Raw genomic sequence first — 18660 nt, 5'->3', positions numbered from 1 at the left:
CACTGCCTCCAAGGAGACACGATATGATTATCAAGGACTGGATGACCAAGGACGTGATCACGGTGGACCCCGAAACCTCCATGATGCGCGCAGCCAAGCTGATGAAGGAAAAGGGCATCCGCCGCCTGCCCGTGGTCGATGACAAGGGCAAGATCGTCGGCATGCTGAGCGACCGCGACGTGAAGGAAGCTTCGCCCTCCAAGGCCACGACCCTGGACGTGCACGAGCTCTACTACCTGCTCTCGGAGATCAAGGTCAAAAACATCATGAGCCCCAATCCGCTGACCATCCTGGACACGGATACGGTCGTGAAGTGCGCGGCCATCATGCACGACAAGAAGATCTCCGGCCTGCCCGTCCTGAACGAACAGGGGGAGCTCGTGGGCATCATGACCCAGAACGAGGTCTACAGGGTGCTGCTGAGCATCACCGGCATCTACCACGGCGGAATCCAGATCGGCCTCAAGCTCCCGGACCAGCGCGGGACCCTCAAGGAAGTGCTCGACTGCCTGCGTGGCCACAAGGCCAGGGTCATCTCGATCCTGACTTCCTACGACAAGGTCGAGGAAGGGTACAGACAGGTCTTCCTGCGCGTCATGGACATGGAAAAGTCCGTGCTGAACGAACTGAAGAAGGAACTGAGCGAGAAGTACGACCTCATGTTCTGGGTCCGGGACAGCATCAACTAGACAATCACCCGCAACGCAAAGGCCCGCGACAGCACTCGCGGGCTTTCTCTCTTCTGCGGCCAACCATACTCGTTTTCAGGAGAATCCATGGAAGAGCACTATCCCATCAAGGACACGTTCAACGAAATCGTCGCCACCCTGCAGACCGCCCTGGACACGGACTACGTCATCGGGCTGCTGGTGGCCACGGCTCTGATCTCGTTCATCATCGGCCGCATGAGCAGATAGCTCCGACTGCGCTTCACGCTGCCCTTTCCCCGCTTCAAGCGGGGATTTTTTTGTCGTGCGCCCCGCCCTCGCCGCCCGCGTTGCATGCCAGGCGGGGACAGAAGGCCAGCGCCCCGGCTGACAGCCGGGAACTCTCCCCCTCCCCTTCGTGCAGGATGAGCGGCGCGGCCACGGTCAGGCCCGGGCCGCCGTTCTTGACGGCGCGCACCAGCGCCAGGCGGGCGGGGCCGTGAACGCTCGGGTGGACGAAGCGGATTTCCTTGGGCTGAAGCCGCCCTTCGCGCAGCAGATGAAGCAGCTCGTCGGCGCGTTCGGCCAGGTGGACGAAGGCGCAGGGCTTGCGGTTGCGCACGGCCCATGCCGCGGCGCGGACGAAGTCGGCGAGGGACGCCCCGGCCTCGAACCGGGCCATTGCCCTGGACGCGTCCGGGCAGACCCGGCCGCTGGACGGGTCCCGGTAGGGCGGGTTGCACAGCACCAGATCCGCGCTCTCGGGAGCGAGGCAGCCGGGAAAGCGCACATCCCCGGCCAGATAGGCGAAACGGTCCGCAAGGCCCAGACGGCGGGCGTTCTCCCGGGCATGTGCGAGCATGTCCGGGTTCACGTCGAGGCCGACCCCGAAAAAATCGGGGTGGTCCAGGGCCAGACCGAGCCCCACCACCCCGCAACCGGCGCCCAGATCGAGCACCCGGCCCCGCACCCGCTCCCGGCCGGCGAAGGCCGCCAGCAGGAGCGCGTCCAGGGAGAAACGGAAACCGTGCGGCGGCTGGGACAGCCCGCGCGGAAACCGCTCCCGGGCCAGGCCGACAGCCGCCCCGTCCATGCTATTTCAGTACGGAGCGCAGGCGCTCCATGGCTTCCTCGACATTGGCCAGGCTGTTGAAGGCCGAGATGCGGATGTACCCCTCGCCGCAGGCCCCGAAGCCGGCGCCGGGCGTGCAGACCACGGCGGCCTTGTTCAGGAGCATGTCGAAGAAGTCCCACGAGCCCATCTTGCCGTCGATCCAGACGTACGGGGAATTTTCCCCGCCCACGCACTCGTAGCCCAGGGCCGTCATCTCGCGGCGGATGATGCCGGCGTTGCGCAGGTAGCTGTCCACCAGGGCCCTGGCCTGGGCCTTGCCCTCGGGCGAGTAGACGGCCGCGGCGGCCTTCTGCACGGGGTAGGACACGCCGTTGAACTTGGTGGTGTGGCGGCGGTTCCACATGGCGTGCAGGCTGTGGGCGTTGCCCTGCGCGTCCCAGGCCATGCAGGACTTGGGCACCACGGTGAAGGCCAGACGCGTGCCCGTGAAGCCCGCGGTCTTGGACAGGGAACGGAACTCGATGGCCACCTCGCGCGCGCCCTCGATCTCGTAGATGGACCGGGGCAGTTCGGGGTCGCGGATGAAGGCCTCGTAGGCCGCGTCGAAAAGGATCAGGGCCTTGTGCTGCCGGGCGTAGTCGACCCACTCCTTGAGCTGGGCCTTGGTGATGGTCGCGCCCGTGGGGTTGTTGGGGTAGCACAGGTAGATGAGGTCCACGGGCTGGTCGGGCAGGGCCGGGATGAAGCCGTTGGCGCTGGTGCCGTCGAGGTAGACCAGGCCTTCGTAGCGGCCGTTCACGCTGCCGCCGGTGCGGCCGGCCATGACGTTCGTGTCCACGTAGACTGGGTAGACCGGGTCGGGGATGGCGATGCGGATGTCACCGGCGAAGAGCTCCTGGATGTTGCCCGTGTCGCACTTGGCGCCGTCGCTGACGAAGATCTCGTCGGCCGCGACGTCGGCGCCTCGGGACTGGAAATCCTCCCGGGCGATGAGTTCGCGCAGGAAGTCGTAACCCTGCTCGGGGCCGTAGCCGCGGAAGGTGGCGGCGTCGGCCATCTCGTCGACGCCCTGGTGGAAGGCGTCCACCACGGCCCCCGGCAGGGGCTGGGTCACGTCGCCGATGCCCAAGCGGATGATCTTCTTGTCGGGGTTGGCCTGCTGGAATGCGCTCACGCGGCGCGCGATGTCGGCGAACAGGTAGGAGGCCTTGAGCTTCAGGTAGTTCTCGTTGATGCGGATCATATGCGGTCCTCTTCTGGGGAAGTTGGCGGTTCGTCGAAAAAGAAACGTCTAGCGGCAAAGCCGGCGCAGTTCAAGTCAGGCCTTGCCGCGCCGCAGGCGGCGGCCCAGGACGTCGGCAAAAAGGCGGGCCTGGCTCACGCCAAGGGCCAGGCCCAGGGCCATGTACGCCGCCGCCCACAGCGGGATGAGGAGCAGGCTGACGCGCCCCAATCCCGTGCTGGCCCAGCACCCGGCCAGCAGCGCGAGGCTAAGGCCCAGGGAAACGAGGAGGTCGCGGCCCACCCGGAACCAGGGGCCGAGATGGCGGCGCAGGAAATACCCCAGCAGCAGCACGTTGACCCAGGCCGACATAGACGAGGCCAGGGCCAGGCCCACATGCCCCAGATACTGCATGGAGACGAAGCCCGTGGCGACGTAGACCACAAGGCAGCCCATGGCGATGCGCACCGGGGTCCGGGTGTCGCCCAGGGCGTAGTAGGCCGAGGCCAGGGAGCGCACGCTCGAAAAGGCGGGCAGGCCGATGACGTAGCCCAGCAGGGCCAGGGCCGTTCCGTGCACCGCGGCCGCGGAAAATTGCCCGCGGCCGAAGAGCAGTTCCACCAGGGGCAGGGACAATCCGGCCAGCCCGGCCGCCGCCGGCAGGTTGACGAACAGGGTCAGACCCAGGGACGAGGCCAGGGTGTCCCGGAACTCCTCCCGCCGCTCGGGAGCGGCCAGGGTGGACAGGGACGGCAGGGTGGCCACGCCCACGGCCACGCCGAAGACGCCCAGGGGGAACTGGAAGAGCCTGTCGGCGTAGTAGAGGTAGGAGACCGACCCTTCGGGCAGGAAGGACGCCATTCCCGTGCCTATGAGAATGTTGATCTGGTACACGGCCGAGCCCAGGATGGTCGGCAGCATCAGGACGCCGATGCGGCGCACGCCCGGGCTCAGGGGCTCCACGGGCCCGGCCCAGGAGAACCCCTTGGCGCGCAGGATGGGCTGCTGCAGGAGCCACTGTCCCAGACCCGCCACGAGTACGCCCCAGGCCAGGTACACGGCCACGTTCCCGCCCACGGCGATGGCCAGGAGACTGGCCGCGATGAGCACGATGTTCAGGATGCACGGCGCCAGGGCGGGCACGAGGAAGTGGCCCATGCTGTTCAGCACGCCCATGCACAGGGCAACGCCGGAAATGAACAGGATGTACGGGAAGCAGATCTGGACCAGCCCGGCCGTCAGTTCGAACATCTCGGGCCGTTTGGCCGCGAAGCCCGAGGCGATGAGCAGGGTCACGGCCTTGGGAAAAAGCAGGACGAGGAGAGTCAGAAGGCCCAGGATGACGACCAGCCAGAACTGGATGGAGCGGGCCAGGACAAAGGCGGCCCGGTCACCCTGCTCCTGCCGGACGCGAACGAAGGTCGGCACGAAGGCCATGGTCAGGGACCCTTCGGCGAAGAGGCTCCTGAGCAGGTTGGGCACACGGAAGGCCACGAAGAAGGCGTCGGCCAGCACGGACGCGCCCAGGGTATAGGCCATGATCAGGTCCCGCACGAGCCCCAGCCCGCGGCTGAGCATGGTCGCGCCGGAGACGATGGAGGCGTTCCTGACGATGGTTTTGTTGGTGGACACGCTCTTGGTCCTTGAACGGTTGACGTGGCCGGCGGTGAAGGCCGGAAGACGAACCTCCCTATCGCGGGCCGGGCACCGCGTCCACCCGCTTTTTCCCCGCGTGCCCGGGGCTGGCTGGACAAGAGCCGGGCCGGGCCGGTACATGACCGGTCCATGAAACACCTCATTCTCGCCGCGATCCTTGTCCTCGCCCTGCTCTTCGCGGGGTGCGCCAAACCCGCCGCGCACCGTGCGGCCGAACCCGCCACGGTCTCCATGCCCGACTCGGCCAACCCCAACGCCGCGGAAATGGCCGCCTTCGCACGGGCCTACCCGGAGGGTTCGGACCAATCACGGGCCGCCGCCTTCCTCCTTGAAAACCTGCCCCTGTCCGACCGGCTGTCCATGACCGCCACTGACCTGCGCGAAAACGTCGACTACGCCTTCCTGGCCCGCAGCCTCATGCCCTGGGGCTCCCGAGTGCCGTGGGACGTCTTCCTGCACTACGTCCTGCCCCACCGCACCAGCCAGGAGCCGTTCCAGCCCAACCGGGCCATGCTCTTCCGCGAACTCGGGCCCCTGTGCGCCACGGCCGAAAGCATGGAGGAGGCACTGTCGCGCGTGGGGGCGTGGTGTGCCGCCAAGGCGCAGTACCGCCCCACCTCGCGCCGCGACCTGGGCGTAATGTCCATCCTCGACGCCGGGTGGGGGCGCTGCGAGGAGACCAACATCCTGTTCATCGCCGCGGCCAGGGCCGCCGGACTGCCCGTGCGCCAGGCCATGGTCCCGTGGTGGCAGCACGCCGACGGCAACCACGCCTGGGTCGAAGCCTGGACCGAGGACGGCTGGAAATTCCTGGAAAGCGGCACGGAGTTCTCCGAACTGAACCGGACCTGGTTCGCGGCCCAGGCCCCGCGCATGCCCAAGGTGGCTGCGCAGGTCTTCGGCCGGTCCGCGGACGCTTCGGTGTACCGCACCGGCCCCGGCTACTCCCTGGCCGACAACACGGCGCCCTATGTCCGCCCGGTGCCCGTGCGGGTTCGCGTGACCGTGGCCCACGACCAGCCGGTGCCGGGGCACGACGTCTATTTCTCCGTCTACTCCCTGGGTGGCGTGCGGCCCGTGACCAGGGCCGCGACCGACAACCGCGGCCTCGCCTCGACCACTCTCGGCCCCGGCGTCTTTTTCGTCTCCAGTTCCGCGGGCGAGTCCCTGGCCTGGACCATGCTCGACACCCGCGACATGGAGGAAATGGATATCCGGTTGTCCCTGGACGCGCCCCGTCCACTGCCCGACATGCTGGAGTTCGCCTCGCCCGAGGCGTCGGCCGATGCCTTCGACGCCACCCCCAGCCCGGAACTGGGGCGCCTGCGGGTAGAACGCGCGAAACGTTGGGACCCGCTGCTGCAGGGACTGCCGGAACCCCTGCGCCAGAATCTGGCTCTGGCGGGCGAGCGCGCGGCCGGCTGGCTGCGCCTCCTGAGGTCCGAACCTGCTTCGCCCTGGCCCCTCCCGCTGCTCGAAACCCTTGACGACAAGGACCTCCTGCAGGCCGATCCGGACGCCCTGGTCCGGGAGACGGAGCTGGCCCTGGAAGCCCGGCGGGCCGCCGAACAGGCGGGCCTTGCCGTGGACGACGAGACGTTCCTGCGCTTCGTCCTCTCCCCGCGCATCCACCTCGAACCGTGGTCGCCGTGGCGCTCGGAACTGCTGCCCTGGCTCGGCGGCTCCCTGTCCATGTCCGTGCGAACCAAGGTCGAGACCGTGCGCAAGCGGGTCGAAAAACTGGAAAAACTGGAGCCCTCCATCATGGGCTCCCCCCTCACGCCGGCCCAGGCCCACGCCGCGGGCTACCTCGCCACATCCATGGACAAGGGCGTCCTGGCCACGGCTGCCCTGCGCACCCTGGGAGTACCGGCCCGTTTCCAGCCCGATTTCGACGGCGTGGAATACTTCGACGGCGCGAAGTGGAATTTCTGGGAACTGGAGCCCCGCGCCCCGGCTAGCGGGTCCCTGCGGCTGACGGGAGAAGGGGAACTTAAGCCCCTGCTCGATTTCGGCGTGGCCCGGGTCGAGAAAGGACATCTGCGCCCCCTGGACGACCTGCCATGGGAGCAGGACGGGGAGGTCTTGCGCTGCGCCCTGCAGCCGGGGCCGTACCTGCTCGTCCTGCCGCGCCGGGAGGGGCTGCGCGCCACGGTCCGCCTCAAGGCCTTCTCCATCGCGACCGACGCCGTGACCGATGAAACCGTCCAGGGCGTGAACGCAGCAGGCCAGTGACATACGGACAAACCGGGCCGGCCGCATTGCAAGCCCGCCCGGTTTGCACTACACCATGGGCAGAAACACCACCCCGCGAGGCTTGACCATGAACAGACACATCCTGCTGACCGTCAGTGACAACTACAGCTCCCTCTTCGCCGTCCGTTTCACGGCGGGTTTCTTCAGCCGTTTCGAGGACCTGAACATAACCCTGCTCTATGTCGCCCCCAACCCCAAGGCCGGCCTGACCGAGGCCGAAATACTGCAGGATTACGGCAACCTGTCCCGGCGGGAGGCGCAGACGCGCAACCTGGCCCAGACCGCCCTGGACAAGGCCGAGGAAATCCTGGTCATGAAGCGGTTCCCCAAGGACAACATCCACAAGAAGATCGCCTTCAAGCAGCTCGGCACGGCCAACGACATCATCCAGGAGGGCATCACCGGCATGTACGACGCCATCGCCCTCGGCCGCCGCGGCCTGTCGCGCCTGGAGGAGCTCATCGACGAGAGCGTCAGCAAACATGTCTTCACCACGCCCATGGACATCCCCCTGTGGATATGCCGCGGCCACGAAAAACCGGACCCCAAGATCCTGCTCTGCACGGACGGCTCCCCGGCCAGCCTGCGCTGCGCCGACCACGTCGGATTCATGCTCAAGGACGAACCGGAACACCGCATCGACCTGCTGCACGTCGTGGCCCACGCCTCCTCGGCCGTGCCCGCTGAGGCCCTGGCCGCCACCCGGCGCATGCTCGAAGAGAACGGCATTGCCGCCAACCGGATCACGCAACGGACCGTCGAGGGCGTGAACACCGCCGAAACCATCCTGCGCGTGGCCCAGGAAGGCGGCTACGGCGTGCTGGCCACGGGGCGCACGGGCCGGGGCGAAACCCGCAGCCTGCACCTGCTCGGCTCGGTCAGCATGAACCTGCTCAAGCACCTCGAATCAGCGACGCTGTGGATCAGCCATTAGACCGGAAGGGAAACCCACTTATTTCAAATCCGCGGGAATTTCACGACAGGGGCGCAGTGCGTCCCTTTTTTTGCGCCCGGACCCGGACCACGGCCTTTTTCACCGCCAGGGGAAAGAGGCCGAGCAGGGCGAAGGCCAGGAGCATGGAGGGGGAGAGGATGCCCGACAGGGACTCAAGGCGCCCCAGCTCCCTGCCGGCGTTGACGTAGACCATGGTCCCGCCGAGCATGCCCAGCTGCGAGACCCAGTAGAAGGTCCGCGCCGGCATGGGCGTCAGGCCCATGACCAGGTTGATGACGAAGAAGGGGAAGACCGGGATGAGGCGCAGGGTGAAGAGGTACCAGGCCCCCTCCCGCGCCACGCCCTCGTTCACGGCCGCGAGTCTGTCGCCGAAGCGGCGCAGGACAGCGTCGCGCAGCAGGTAGCGCGACATGAGGAAGGCCAGGGTCGCGCCGATGGTCGAGGCGAAGGACACGGCCGCGGTGCCCACCCAGAAGCCGAAGACCGCCCCGCCGGCCAGGCCCATGACCGTGGCCCCGGGCAGGCTCAGGGCGGCCATGAGCACGTAGCACAGGAAATACCCGCCGACCATGAGCGGCCCGTGCTCGGCGTAGGCCTCCCGCAGGGAACCGAGGGAGCCCTGCACGGCCGCAAGGCTCAGGAAGCGCTGCAGGTCCAGGGCGAAGAACAGGGCCACGGCGGCCAGCACGCCCAGGCCCAGCCAGAGTCTTTTCGTCACTTTCCGCCGCCCGTGAACAGGGTGTCATGAATGGCCGCCACCAGGGGCTGAGGCAGCGGGTCTTCCAGGAATATCTCGTACTTGGAAGCCGTGCTGCTGATAGCCAGGACCCGGTTTCCCGCCTCCTCGAGCATCCCCAGAACCGTATCTACCCGCTCGCGCTGGGCCGCCACGCGCGAGCCGATGAGGGACAGGCTGACGCAGGACACGCCTTCCATGGCCGCGGCGTGTTTCTCGTCCACGACCACGACGGTGCGGCCCTCGACGGACTGGCACAGGCGGCAGTCGGGCGGCAGGGGCACGCCGGCGCCGAAGGCGATCCAGCGCAGCCGGTCGTAGTAGACCATGGACTGCAGGGTCTCGCGGTTCAGATTCTCACTGGAGACGATGGTCCCGATGCGGCCCGAGCTGCTCGAACCGGCGGCGATGCGCACGCCCAGGCGGCGGGCGTACTCCACGGCGTCGTCTTTCAGGACCTTGGCCCCGGCGGCCGACATTTCGAGCATGGTCTCGTAGTCCACCGTGTCCAGACGGCGGGCCGAGGGCGCCAGGCGCGGGTCCGTGGTGTAGACCCCGTCCACGTCGGAGTAGATCTCGCAGACGTCGGCCTGCAGGGCCGCGGCCACGGCCACGGCCGTGGTGTCGGACCCGCCGCGGCCCAGGGTGGTGATCTCCCGGGCCGTGGACACGCCCTGGAAGCCCGCCACCACGGCGATCCGGCCCTCGTCCAGGGCCTGGCGCAGGCGGTCGCCCCTGATTTCGAGAACGCGGGCGTCGCCGTGGTTGCAGTCGGTGATGAGGCCGATCTGGGAACCCGTGAAGGACACGGCCAGCCCCGGTCGCAGGCCGCTTATGGCGATGCTCATCATGGCGATGGAGATGCGCTCCCCGGCCGAGACGAGCATGTCCATCTCCCGCGGGTCCGGGTGCTCGGCCAGTTCGTGGGCCTGGCGGACCAGGGCGTCGGTGCTCTTGCCCATGGCCGAGACCACGACCACCACCTTGTCCCCGGCCTCGTGCCGGGCCACGATGCGCCGCGCCAGGTCCCGGATCTGCTCCGGGGTGGCCACGCTGCTGCCTCCGTATTTCTGAACGACCAGAGCCATTTTCTCTCCTTACGGCGCCATCTTGACGATGCGCGGGGTGAATGTCGCGCGGATGCGCACCAGGTCGGCCTGGGCGGCCATGACCGCGCGGATGTCCTTGTAGGCCATGGGCACCTCGTCCAGGCCGCCCGAAAGCAGCCGCACGCCGTGTTCCCGCAGCACGTGTTCCAGATCCCCCCGCCGGAAACGCTTCAGGGCCTCCTGGCGGCTCATGGCCCGCCCGGCGCCGTGGGCCGCCGAGCACAGGGACAGGGGATTGCCCAGCCCCTCGACCACGTAGGCCGGGTCGATCATGGTCCCGGGGATGATGCCGACGACCCCGGCCCCGGCCGGCGTGGCGCCCTTGCGGTGCACGACGACCTCGCGGCCGCCGTGGGTTTCCTTCCAGGCGAAATTGTGGTGGTTCTCGGCGCCCCAGACGGGCGAGAGACCCAGATGCCCGGCCACGGCGGCGTGGATCAGGGCGTGGTTGGCCGCGCTGTAGCGGCCCATGAGCTCCATGGCGGCCCAGTATTCGCGGCCCGGGTCCGTGTCGAGCCCCAGCCAGGCCAGGTGCCCCAGCTCCCGGGGCAGCTCTCGGTGCAGCCGCCTGGCCAGGGAGGAATAGTACTTGGCCACCTCCCCGCCCGTGCCCCGGCTGCCGCTGTGGGACAGCAGGGCCAGGTAGCGCCCCTCCTTCAGGCCGGGCAGGGAGCGGGGCACATCCAGCACGCCCCACTCAACGAAGTGGTTGCCGGAACTTTCCCGGATTGACAACATATTGTCAGCTTTGATAATTATTCCATAACCCATTAAAAAAAGGTGATAATTAGGATGACTCCCCCCCGCAATAAACAAAACGGTAGCCTGACAACTGTCAGCCGTAGCCTCCTACGGGTAACTAATGAGGAATGGACAAACCCGGCAGAGCATTTCGAACGCCTTCGAGGCCACGCGCTGGAACTGCTGTTAGCAGCAGCCTCATTAGCATCGACATCTGGGTCAGGGCAGTGGCAATGTAAGAGAGCGCTCTTGTTATTCGACTGCTTCTTGAGGGTTCTTGATGCCCCTCCCATATCGTCCGCCAGTGATTTTTTTACAGTCCGTTTTCGGACCTTGCAAACCCTGTTTTATGGAGCCCTTGGCTCTAAACGGTTTATCAACTTCGCCAACGCTAGCCGAGTCGCCATGGCGTATAATTTCTACAAGGTGCTCAAACGACTTAAAACTCCCGTTCTGTTCGCAAACCATAAGCCAAAGGGAGTAGGGCAAATCCCAGAAGATTTGGTACAGGCTTTCGATAAAATTGAATTCAATGATGCACAGGTATATAAGTTACGCCCATATCTCCTGACTAGCAAATCCGGGACCGAATACAACGTCCTTCTCAACGATATGGTTCCCATTCTGGGCGAATTATTTACAAATGCATTCCTCGATGGCCTAAAAACAATCGCTAGATCCAAAGCCAAGGATGCCGCACTCAGAGACTTTGGAACAACTTTTGCCAAATTCGTTAGTCATAAAGCCGCCAATCATCAACCTATTTCACCAAAGCTTCTTGCTGACCCATCCTATGTCCAAATACTCTTGGTCGATTTTATGGAGTATCACTTCATGAAAATGACGCGTCGCAAGACTGCTGTCCAAGAAGCAACCATTGGATCGCTTCAAAAATTGTGGAGCCGTTATAGAATCTATTGGAACTCCCTTGCCACTCAAAAGATCGTAGCCTCCCCAATGAATGCCTTTCCCTCTGGTAACCCGAAATTACTGTCAGACAATTCGATCGGACACCGCAAAGTCAATACGGATACAGATGGAAATACCACAATCACTACAGAAAAGCTCATCACCGCCGTCCCGCTCCACATCACTGATGAAGAAGCCACAAAGCTTATCTTCGAACAACTGAAGAGCGATTTCATTAGGGTTCAAGCATGGCTCCGCGACCATCTCAATTCATTCTTCGATGACTACGAAACTGGTCACAAACTGGCGTCAGAAGTGCTAGAACTTCCGACAGACGACGAAATTGAACAAGCCACAAGGTCTAACTCAAAAAAAGATGGATTACCGCTTGCCATCAAGTATTTCAAGGAAGCGCATGGCGGATATACGGATACTTCCCGCCTTTCAACTCCCGTCTACCCAGACTTAGCTGCGCGTACCCGTGTCTCTAAAGAGCACCTTTCGCGTTACCTCGGGATACCAAGCCGCCAGGAGGCCATGGCGTTTATGGCATTCCTAGCGTCACAAGATGGTCGATTCTCTGAATCAGCTATAGCGACCGCTAAACTACTCGATAGCAATGGCAATCGAATTAATGCTGTTGAAACCGACGCTGGCTTAATTCTCACTGTACTGAAAGAACGCGACGCAGGTGACGGTTGGCATGACGTAATCCTTAAAGGAAAAACAAGTGCACTTGTCAAGCGCTGGATTCACGTCACAACTCCACTACGGAATTATATGATCAACAATGGTGTACGTGGTTGGCAAAACCTGATTATCTACACGGGAAGACCGTTAGGTTCTCCTGCACACTTCACCCGAACTAGCAACATTAACTCCACTTTTCGGAATTTTGCATTGAAAGCTGAATCTCGGCTAGGAAAACTAGCAAGTCAAGTGACCATCCCACGCATTCGCTCTACCCGTGGCGTTCTCGTTTTTCTTGAAAGTATGAACCTCACAAAAATGGCTAAAGAACTGGGCAACACAAACGAGACATCTCTGAGAAATTACCTGCCTGATTCGCTCTGGGAATACTTCACAACGCGCTGGATACGAATTTTCCAAAACCTACTCATCGTCGAGGCCACCAGAGATACTCATTACATGCAAAAAGCCCTACACTTCAGCACCGCTGCCGAAATGGACGAGTTCCTAAAGAATCACGCTGTAATTCCGCTCATTCCAACGAATAGAGAACTCTCGGATGCCTCGACTGATGCTGATTCTAAACGAAAAGCAGACGAACTAATGGTTGCAGCAAGCCCAGGAATATTTGCCACACTTTTATCCATTTCCGAAGCCTCAAGACAAGTGGTCGAACAGGGAATCCGATTATCGCCGCAAGCCATTTACTGGTCGGAATTCGCGCAAAGACTGAGGGCGCATATCGAGAGTGATGCTTTTCACGACCATAGCATCAAACAGATGATGTGTGCCGCCTCAGCCAACGTCAACTCGGCAAACTTCATTGAGGTGGTTCGTGACTAGACAACTTCCAAAAGAACTAGATTTCATCCAACAATTCCGGATCTCAAACCATGACTTGGAGTATGCCAAATGGCGCATCTCAGACTTTGACGCTGATGAATGGGAATGCTCATTCGGTCACAAAACGTTCACCATCATCGATTTCCGGAAGGTCCTCCATGACGGGAACTTACTGACAACTCCAAAGAATCGAGTTCTACTCAATCATATTAAACGTTTCTTATGTCTGCAAACACACCCAGCACTCACTGGAAGCATTTCCGTAGCTCCAAAAACTGCGATGCAGCGAATCACAATAGCGCTACAAATTGTTGACTACTTTTTACTAATAGGATCTTATCTTAATATTTCAGCAAACGGATTTCGTAATGTAACAAGAGATGACATTGTTATGTTTGTCGACACAATTACAAAAAATCAATCCATCAAAATCAGCATTTACAAGCCAAAGAAATGGATTATTTCGTTCCTGAAAAATGTCAAAGTATCTCCTAAAGAGCTGGCATGGACAAGGGCGACATATCCTGACCTCTTCGAAGTGGAGAGCTTGAATTCAGACTTCCTGCTTCCAAAAGATCAGCTTATTAATGCCAGGGCATGGCTACAAATCCACAATTACTATAAGACGGCGATCAAAAAAAATTCTCGCGAATTCAAATTCCGTGTGCAACGGCATAAATTGCTAAGACATATTATTGGAAACCGGGTCCTCGGCAACTTAACATTCAAGAAACTCCGGCTAGAGGGGCTAGATGTTGCTCCCGGCCACTGCTCTTTCCAAGAACTTCCGGGCGTTCCTGTCAGCAATCTCGATGAAGACGAACGAGCCTCCAGTGAGTATGTTGCTCTCTATACCAGTGCATTAAAAAGTATGCAAATTGCATCTAAACACGGAATAAAAATTATTTCTGATCATGTTTTAAATGTGATAGACGATACGGAATTACTTGAAAACGAGCGAACAAAAGAAAGAACACGATTTACGACGCTTCCTTTTGATGTCGCTAATAGCGTACTTGGAAAGTCAATTGAATTTTACATTGAATACGGAGAAGATTTAATAAACTACTACATTGCATTGGCTACCACAGGCGGCAACATCCGCGAACTACCCAAACCTGTCCCAAGCAAACTGAAAAAACTGGGAATCTGCGCTTGGAGATTACCAGCCGATACACCAGCTGAATTCTTCGACCAACTCCGGAGCGGAACGAACCTCTACAACATGCTTGAGGTGCTGTACGGAGCCATTGGCATACTGGTGAACACTCTAATGGCCAGAAGAGCTTCCGAACTGGATGAACTTACCCAGGAATGCATTGTAAAAGAAAATGACTCATATTTCCTTGCTTTCAATTTGAGAAAAGCGAACGTTCTTGAGCACCGGCAACGAGCGCTCCGCCCTCTTCCACATATTGGCGCCGAAGCCCTACAACTTTTGGCAAGACTATCTAACACCCTACAAAAGCTTGGCTACAAAATCGACAAATCTCTATTCGGTTTTCCCTTTAGTGCATATTTCCCAAATTCCTCCCTTTATGGTACCGGCCAACCTGACATCAGACGCTGCTTCACCCGGTTCTGTGATTATTTTGAGACCCCTACAGACGAACAAAGTCGCAGGTACTACGTTCGCCCACATCAACTTCGTCGAAACTTTGCCTTGTTGTTCTTCTGGAAAGGGTCTTTTGGAGGTGTAGAAGTACTTCGACACTTCCTAGGACACACCAAACCTTCGATGACTTATTACTATGTGACTGAATCCATTCCGGGTAAAATTCTCAGGCGAGTGAAAGCCACCGTGGCCAAAGACATGATTAGAGCCAACCATGAGGCAACTGCAGGACTTACCCAACTAATATGCGAGAGATACGGACTCACAATAAACCAGTTACACATACTTCCGGAACGAGATGTGGTCGATTACGTCGAAGACCTAATTGCCTCAGGCGACGCCGAAGTGGAACCTGAGTTCATCGAAGGCCCTCATGGTGAGGAATACCGTATCATTTATAGGATTATCGATAAAGTGAAGCAAAAATTTGAGGACTGACATGACAAGACAGCTGCATGAAACATCCTTCCCTAAGTCTGCATCAGTACGCAAGGAATATGAACTGCTTCAAAAATTAGTTCGCGCACCAGAATCCGTCGATCAGACTCTACGGGATAGAATTACCCCAGCTTTAGCCTCGCAAAGCGGCCTTGCAGCCTTTGAACACTTCGATACAGGTATCGTCGGGATGTCTCTGAACACGCACAAGGCAATCGCCGAACAAGTCATCGAAGGCGGATACAAGACCTTAAACGAATACCGGAGGACTGCTCTCCAAAAGCTAAGGGAGTTTGAGCGAAGAAAAGAATGTCCCGGACGAGGGACAATTAATTGGTACAGGATTGCACTGGCAGAGAAGAACGAAAAACTTATCAGGATGGCTAATGACATCGCACTCATGAGCCAGCGTCTCGATGAAGTCCTGGCGCTTGCGCAGCAGATGGCCGCAGAGGCAAGTATGCTAGATGAATTTCAAAAGCAACGTGACGAGTTGCTACGAAAATTTTAAACAATTGACACTTAATCCACAGTGACTCCTCAGAGCAAACTTTACCTCGTAACTTCTGGAGATTGCCGCCTACCGTTGCACGCAGGACAAGGCGGTGTCGTTACCTATCCCGCACACGACATTCCCCAACTTTTATGGCCAGATGGGACTATCTGTTGGCTAGCGAATATCTTCTTGCTAAACGGATACCGGAAAGGACGCTCCAGGAAGAACAAAGGGGGAACGCTATTGACTTGGGCAAAAAATCTGAGCCACTTGATTCGATGGTGCTACCAAAACAAAATTGATTTTATAGATCTTACGGATAGTCATTTTAAAATGTTCATCAATACTCTTCTCATTGAGAAGGATACCGAGCAACCCTCTGAAAAAAGACGCTCAGAGCAACAGGTAACGATCATCTGCTCAACCGTTTTAAATTTCCTTGCGTTTCTTGATGGTAAATATCCTGGCTTAAATCTTCTTGGACCTACTGGACGGATTCGGGCAGAGCAAAAGACATTTAAAATCATGACCGGAAGGAGCGGCACGACAATCAATCGAACAAGCTGGGTGCATGAGTGCGTACCGCGTCACAGAAAAACCAGACGGCGTCAGCCCATCTCAACATCGGCGGTGAATCGACTCTACGAAGCAAACGTGACACTTAACGCAACGCCACTTGTATCCAGACGACGATACATCATGCTTCGCCTACTTGAAATTACTGGTGGTCGACGCATTGAAATATCCCAAATAAAGGTTAAAGACATCGAAGAGGCTATAAAGACCGGCGAATTGAAGTTATTCAGCGCAAAGCAATCTCGGCATGAGGCCTATCGCTTCGTGCCTGTTACGCAAACTGACCTAAAAGACTTACAGTCCTTCATAAAACACTACCGACAAAGGGTGATTCGAAAAACCATTGGCCACACTAATGACCATAGCATGCTCTTCATTAATAATGATAATGGCCTACCTCTTGAAATTGATACGCTTGGAACGGAATTCTATTTATTGAGAAAGGCAGCAGGCATCATAGATGAAGAAGCATGCCTACACGCGTTCAGACACCGCTATATAACGAACATTTTCCGCAATCTTATCAAAACTCATCGCTACCAAAGCGAAGGAGATCTCCGCAGCGCTCTCCTTTCAACTGAAACGTTAAAGCTCAAAGTGATGGAATGGACTGGGCACAGCAACATTGACTCACTCGATCGTTACATACATCTTGCTTTTGAAGCTGAATCTAACTTTCAGAATACAATGAATCTAATAAAGGGTAAGAACGTAATTGACTCTTTACGCGTCATACTCAAAGAATATAGCTGTCAGTTCAAAATTTCAAGCAGGACGCCAGAATTAATCGCATCTCTATCAGGCGTAGTTGACGAAGCGGCCTCCGAGTTAGAGAAACTGCTTAAGGCATCAGAGGAGTCTTGCGATTCGTAACCTGATCAAAAGCAACCCGTCTGCCGGGATGGTACCAAAATTCGAATCTGAAGGCGGCTCAGACCTCTGATATTTTTTGGAGGGCCACATCGTACAAACTGACAATATTAGCAAGCACAGCATACTGCAATATATTGAATATTTACAAATATCTAACAATATTTTGCTTCCCGTCTTCTTAAAAATTCCGCCCGAACACTTCTGTCCGCTGCCTGATAAACCTGAACCGTGAAAAAAATCTAAAAAATTGAGTGATTCAAAGTTTCCCGGCTGGTCACGACAACACAACTATAATCATGAGATAATTATGTAACTATGGAATAAATGTTAAAATCATATATCTGCGAATTATGCAATACATAACTACAACTATACTGACTTCATTCATCGAAAAGATCTTTAGTTTTTACATTAAGCCCTTTCGCAATTATAGCAAGTGTTTCAAGTTTGCATAGTTTTATTTTATCTGTCCGTGCCCGCTCGATAATTTTTGTTGATAATTTTGTTTCATTAGAAAGCGTCACAATTGACACCCCTTTTTCTCCCATAATCTGCTTTACATTACTTGTAATTCCTTTTGTTTCCGATCGAATATCGTAAATTGACATAATCTTACCACCATCCTGGATGTTTGGAGTAAGATTACCGGAAATTTATTGACTAGCCCATCGTAATATATTACGTTAACGTGTGATTGGACGGGGTTGGCAGTGTTTTTGATGGGTTATTGTTATTGGAGGTATTGTTATGGAGGCTATGAAAACAAGCGAAGCTGCAGATATGATTGAGCAGTCGTTGCGTATTTTGTACCCAAAAATTAGGGATAATCCCGGCGGAACCGAACTCGGCGGAGTTTATTGGAGACTCAATTCGTTGTTAAGCCTTTATATAAACCCAAGGCTTGAACTAGATAAATTGCATCAAGAAATTGAAATATTGAATACTGCTATTGAGTATTGCATTGATAATATTAAAAATATGATAGAAGGGAATTATCATATAAAAATACAAGAAGATATGAACAAACTGCACGATGCATATCATGCTCACTATTTCGGATATTTGAAATTACTAAAAAAATAAAATATGAAAATCATCGTCATGGGCGACATACACGCAGATTTTGGAGCGCTCAACAGATTCATCAACAGGAAGCGGCCCGAAATCATATTGCAATGCGGCGACTTCGGCTGGTGGCCACATCGCCACTTGGTCGAGCGGATCGGAAGGAATCACTTTTTCGATCAGTACGCCATCAAGCTGCAGGGCACTAAAATTTTTTGGGCGGACGGAAACCATGAAAACCACGACGACCTACAAGAACGCGTTAAAGCGGCCCCTGGGCAGCCGCTTGAAATTCCGGTCCAAGGCTGCTTTTACATGCCCCGCGGCTCGGTTTTGACACTCCCAGATGGGAGAAGCGTGCTTTTCTTTGGTGGCGCAGCGTCTACTGATAAGGAAGGACGCACCGAGGGCGATTCCTGGTGGGCGGGTGAAGTGCCAACACAGTCGGATCTGGAGCACGCAAGGGCGCAGGTGCAGGCCCACGGCGGGCGCGTGGACATTGTCATTTCGCACACGGCCCCCACGGCGTTCTTGCGACATCTCCCAAAGAACAAGATTGACCAAGTCAGACTGAAAGACCCTACTGCGGCCCTACTGGACGAGGTTCTGGAGGAGTTTCGACCGAAGCAATGGTTCTTCGGGCATTTCCATCTGATCGCGCATGGGGAGGACCAGGGCTGCTCCTGGCGCTGCATGAATGCCGAGGGCTTCGGCGACAAGTGGTGGGTGGGGTTGGGGATGTAGTCCTGTAGTGCCAA

17 protein-coding genes are annotated in these 18660 nt (G+C 57.8%); 10 read left to right on the top strand and 7 right to left on the bottom strand.

What is annotated here, in order from left to right:
• Positions 1 to 23: 23 nt before the first annotated feature.
• Both ACZ5AC_RS03095 and ACZ5AC_RS03090 read left to right on the top strand, forming a co-directional pair.
• Complete coding sequence (locus ACZ5AC_RS03095; RefSeq protein WP_464249499.1) at positions 24 to 689, top strand: CBS and ACT domain-containing protein; 666 nt, start codon at positions 24 to 26, stop codon at positions 687 to 689.
• An 87-nt stretch (positions 690 to 776) separates the two neighbouring features.
• On the top strand, positions 777 to 917 hold the full coding sequence (locus tag ACZ5AC_RS03090; RefSeq protein WP_464249498.1) for a hypothetical protein: 141 nt from the start codon (positions 777 to 779) through the stop codon (positions 915 to 917).
• 34 nt (positions 918 to 951) lie between these two features.
• On the opposite strand, the gene ACZ5AC_RS03085 is transcribed toward ACZ5AC_RS03090, so the two are convergent.
• The 3 genes from ACZ5AC_RS03085 to murJ all read right to left on the bottom strand — a co-directional run bounded on the left by ACZ5AC_RS03085 (position 952) and on the right by murJ (position 4576).
• Positions 952 to 1740, bottom strand: a complete 789-nt coding sequence (locus ACZ5AC_RS03085; protein WP_464249497.1) for a tRNA1(Val) (adenine(37)-N6)-methyltransferase — start codon at positions 1738 to 1740, stop codon at positions 952 to 954.
• 1 nt (position 1741) lies between these two features.
• The gene (locus tag ACZ5AC_RS03080; RefSeq protein ID WP_464249496.1) at positions 1742 to 2965 is read right to left on the bottom strand and encodes an LL-diaminopimelate aminotransferase; all 1224 of its coding nucleotides are present in this window, start codon (positions 2963 to 2965) and stop codon (positions 1742 to 1744) included.
• 75 nt (positions 2966 to 3040) lie between these two features.
• A complete protein-coding gene (gene murJ, locus ACZ5AC_RS03075; protein ID WP_464249495.1) occupies positions 3041 to 4576 on the bottom strand; it encodes a murein biosynthesis integral membrane protein MurJ in 1536 nt (511 codons plus the stop codon).
• Between the two features lie 153 nt (positions 4577 to 4729).
• On the opposite strand from murJ, the gene ACZ5AC_RS03070 reads away from it, so the two are divergent.
• Positions 4730 to 6835 (top strand): transglutaminase-like domain-containing protein, encoded by a 2106-nt coding sequence (locus tag ACZ5AC_RS03070; RefSeq protein WP_464249494.1) that lies wholly within the window; start codon positions 4730 to 4732, stop codon positions 6833 to 6835.
• An 88-nt stretch (positions 6836 to 6923) separates the two neighbouring features.
• Positions 6924 to 7790 carry a universal stress protein gene (locus tag ACZ5AC_RS03065; RefSeq protein ID WP_464249493.1) on the top strand — a complete coding sequence of 289 codons (867 nt, stop codon included), beginning with the start codon at positions 6924 to 6926 and terminating at the stop codon, positions 7788 to 7790.
• A gap of 40 nt (positions 7791 to 7830) precedes the next feature.
• On the opposite strand, the gene ACZ5AC_RS03060 is transcribed toward ACZ5AC_RS03065, so the two are convergent.
• Genes ACZ5AC_RS03060 through ACZ5AC_RS03050 form a run of 3 tightly spaced genes read right to left on the bottom strand, consistent with a single transcriptional unit; the run spans position 7831 to position 10394 of the window.
• Positions 7831 to 8529 (bottom strand): TVP38/TMEM64 family protein, encoded by a 699-nt coding sequence (locus tag ACZ5AC_RS03060; RefSeq protein WP_464249492.1) that lies wholly within the window; start codon positions 8527 to 8529, stop codon positions 7831 to 7833.
• A complete protein-coding gene (locus ACZ5AC_RS03055; RefSeq protein ID WP_464249491.1) occupies positions 8526 to 9635 on the bottom strand; it encodes an aspartate kinase in 1110 nt (369 codons plus the stop codon). The genes ACZ5AC_RS03060 and ACZ5AC_RS03055 overlap by 4 nt, the downstream gene beginning before the upstream one ends.
• Before the next feature lie 9 nt (positions 9636 to 9644).
• Entirely contained in the window at positions 9645 to 10394 is a 750-nt protein-coding gene (locus tag ACZ5AC_RS03050) for an RtcB family protein (RefSeq protein ID WP_464249490.1), read from the bottom strand.
• Between the two features lie 54 nt (positions 10395 to 10448).
• On the opposite strand from ACZ5AC_RS03050, the gene ACZ5AC_RS03045 reads away from it, so the two are divergent.
• From ACZ5AC_RS03045 to ACZ5AC_RS03030, 4 genes are all read left to right on the top strand, one after another.
• Positions 10449 to 12839 carry a hypothetical protein gene (locus ACZ5AC_RS03045; protein ID WP_464249489.1) on the top strand — a complete coding sequence of 797 codons (2391 nt, stop codon included), beginning with the start codon at positions 10449 to 10451 and terminating at the stop codon, positions 12837 to 12839.
• The gene (locus ACZ5AC_RS03040) at positions 12832 to 14892 is read left to right on the top strand and encodes a site-specific integrase (RefSeq protein WP_464249488.1); all 2061 of its coding nucleotides are present in this window, start codon (positions 12832 to 12834) and stop codon (positions 14890 to 14892) included. The genes ACZ5AC_RS03045 and ACZ5AC_RS03040 overlap by 8 nt, the downstream gene beginning before the upstream one ends.
• 1 nt (position 14893) lies before the next feature.
• Positions 14894 to 15403 carry a hypothetical protein gene (locus ACZ5AC_RS03035; protein ID WP_464249487.1) on the top strand — a complete coding sequence of 170 codons (510 nt, stop codon included), beginning with the start codon at positions 14894 to 14896 and terminating at the stop codon, positions 15401 to 15403.
• A 318-nt stretch (positions 15404 to 15721) separates the two neighbouring features.
• Entirely contained in the window at positions 15722 to 16837 is a 1116-nt protein-coding gene (locus ACZ5AC_RS03030; protein WP_464249486.1) for a tyrosine-type recombinase/integrase, read from the top strand.
• A 380-nt stretch (positions 16838 to 17217) separates the two neighbouring features.
• Here ACZ5AC_RS03030 and ACZ5AC_RS03025 read toward each other — a convergent pair whose 3' ends face one another.
• Positions 17218 to 17445 (bottom strand): helix-turn-helix domain-containing protein, encoded by a 228-nt coding sequence (locus ACZ5AC_RS03025; RefSeq protein ID WP_464249485.1) that lies wholly within the window; start codon positions 17443 to 17445, stop codon positions 17218 to 17220.
• Between the two features lie 139 nt (positions 17446 to 17584).
• Between ACZ5AC_RS03025 and ACZ5AC_RS03020 the strand changes: the two genes are divergently transcribed.
• Positions 17585 to 17920: a hypothetical protein gene (locus ACZ5AC_RS03020; protein ID WP_192624442.1), complete on the top strand. Its 336-nt coding sequence runs from the start codon at positions 17585 to 17587 to the stop codon at positions 17918 to 17920.
• A gap of 3 nt (positions 17921 to 17923) precedes the next feature.
• The gene (locus ACZ5AC_RS03015; RefSeq protein ID WP_464249484.1) at positions 17924 to 18646 is read left to right on the top strand and encodes a metallophosphoesterase family protein; all 723 of its coding nucleotides are present in this window, start codon (positions 17924 to 17926) and stop codon (positions 18644 to 18646) included.
• Positions 18647 to 18660 lie beyond the last annotated feature (14 nt).

It is taken from the genome of Desulfomicrobium aestuarii, assembly GCF_055385525.1.
Note: the sequence above shows the minus strand (reverse complement) of the source record. Positions and strands in the feature narration are given on the sequence as shown.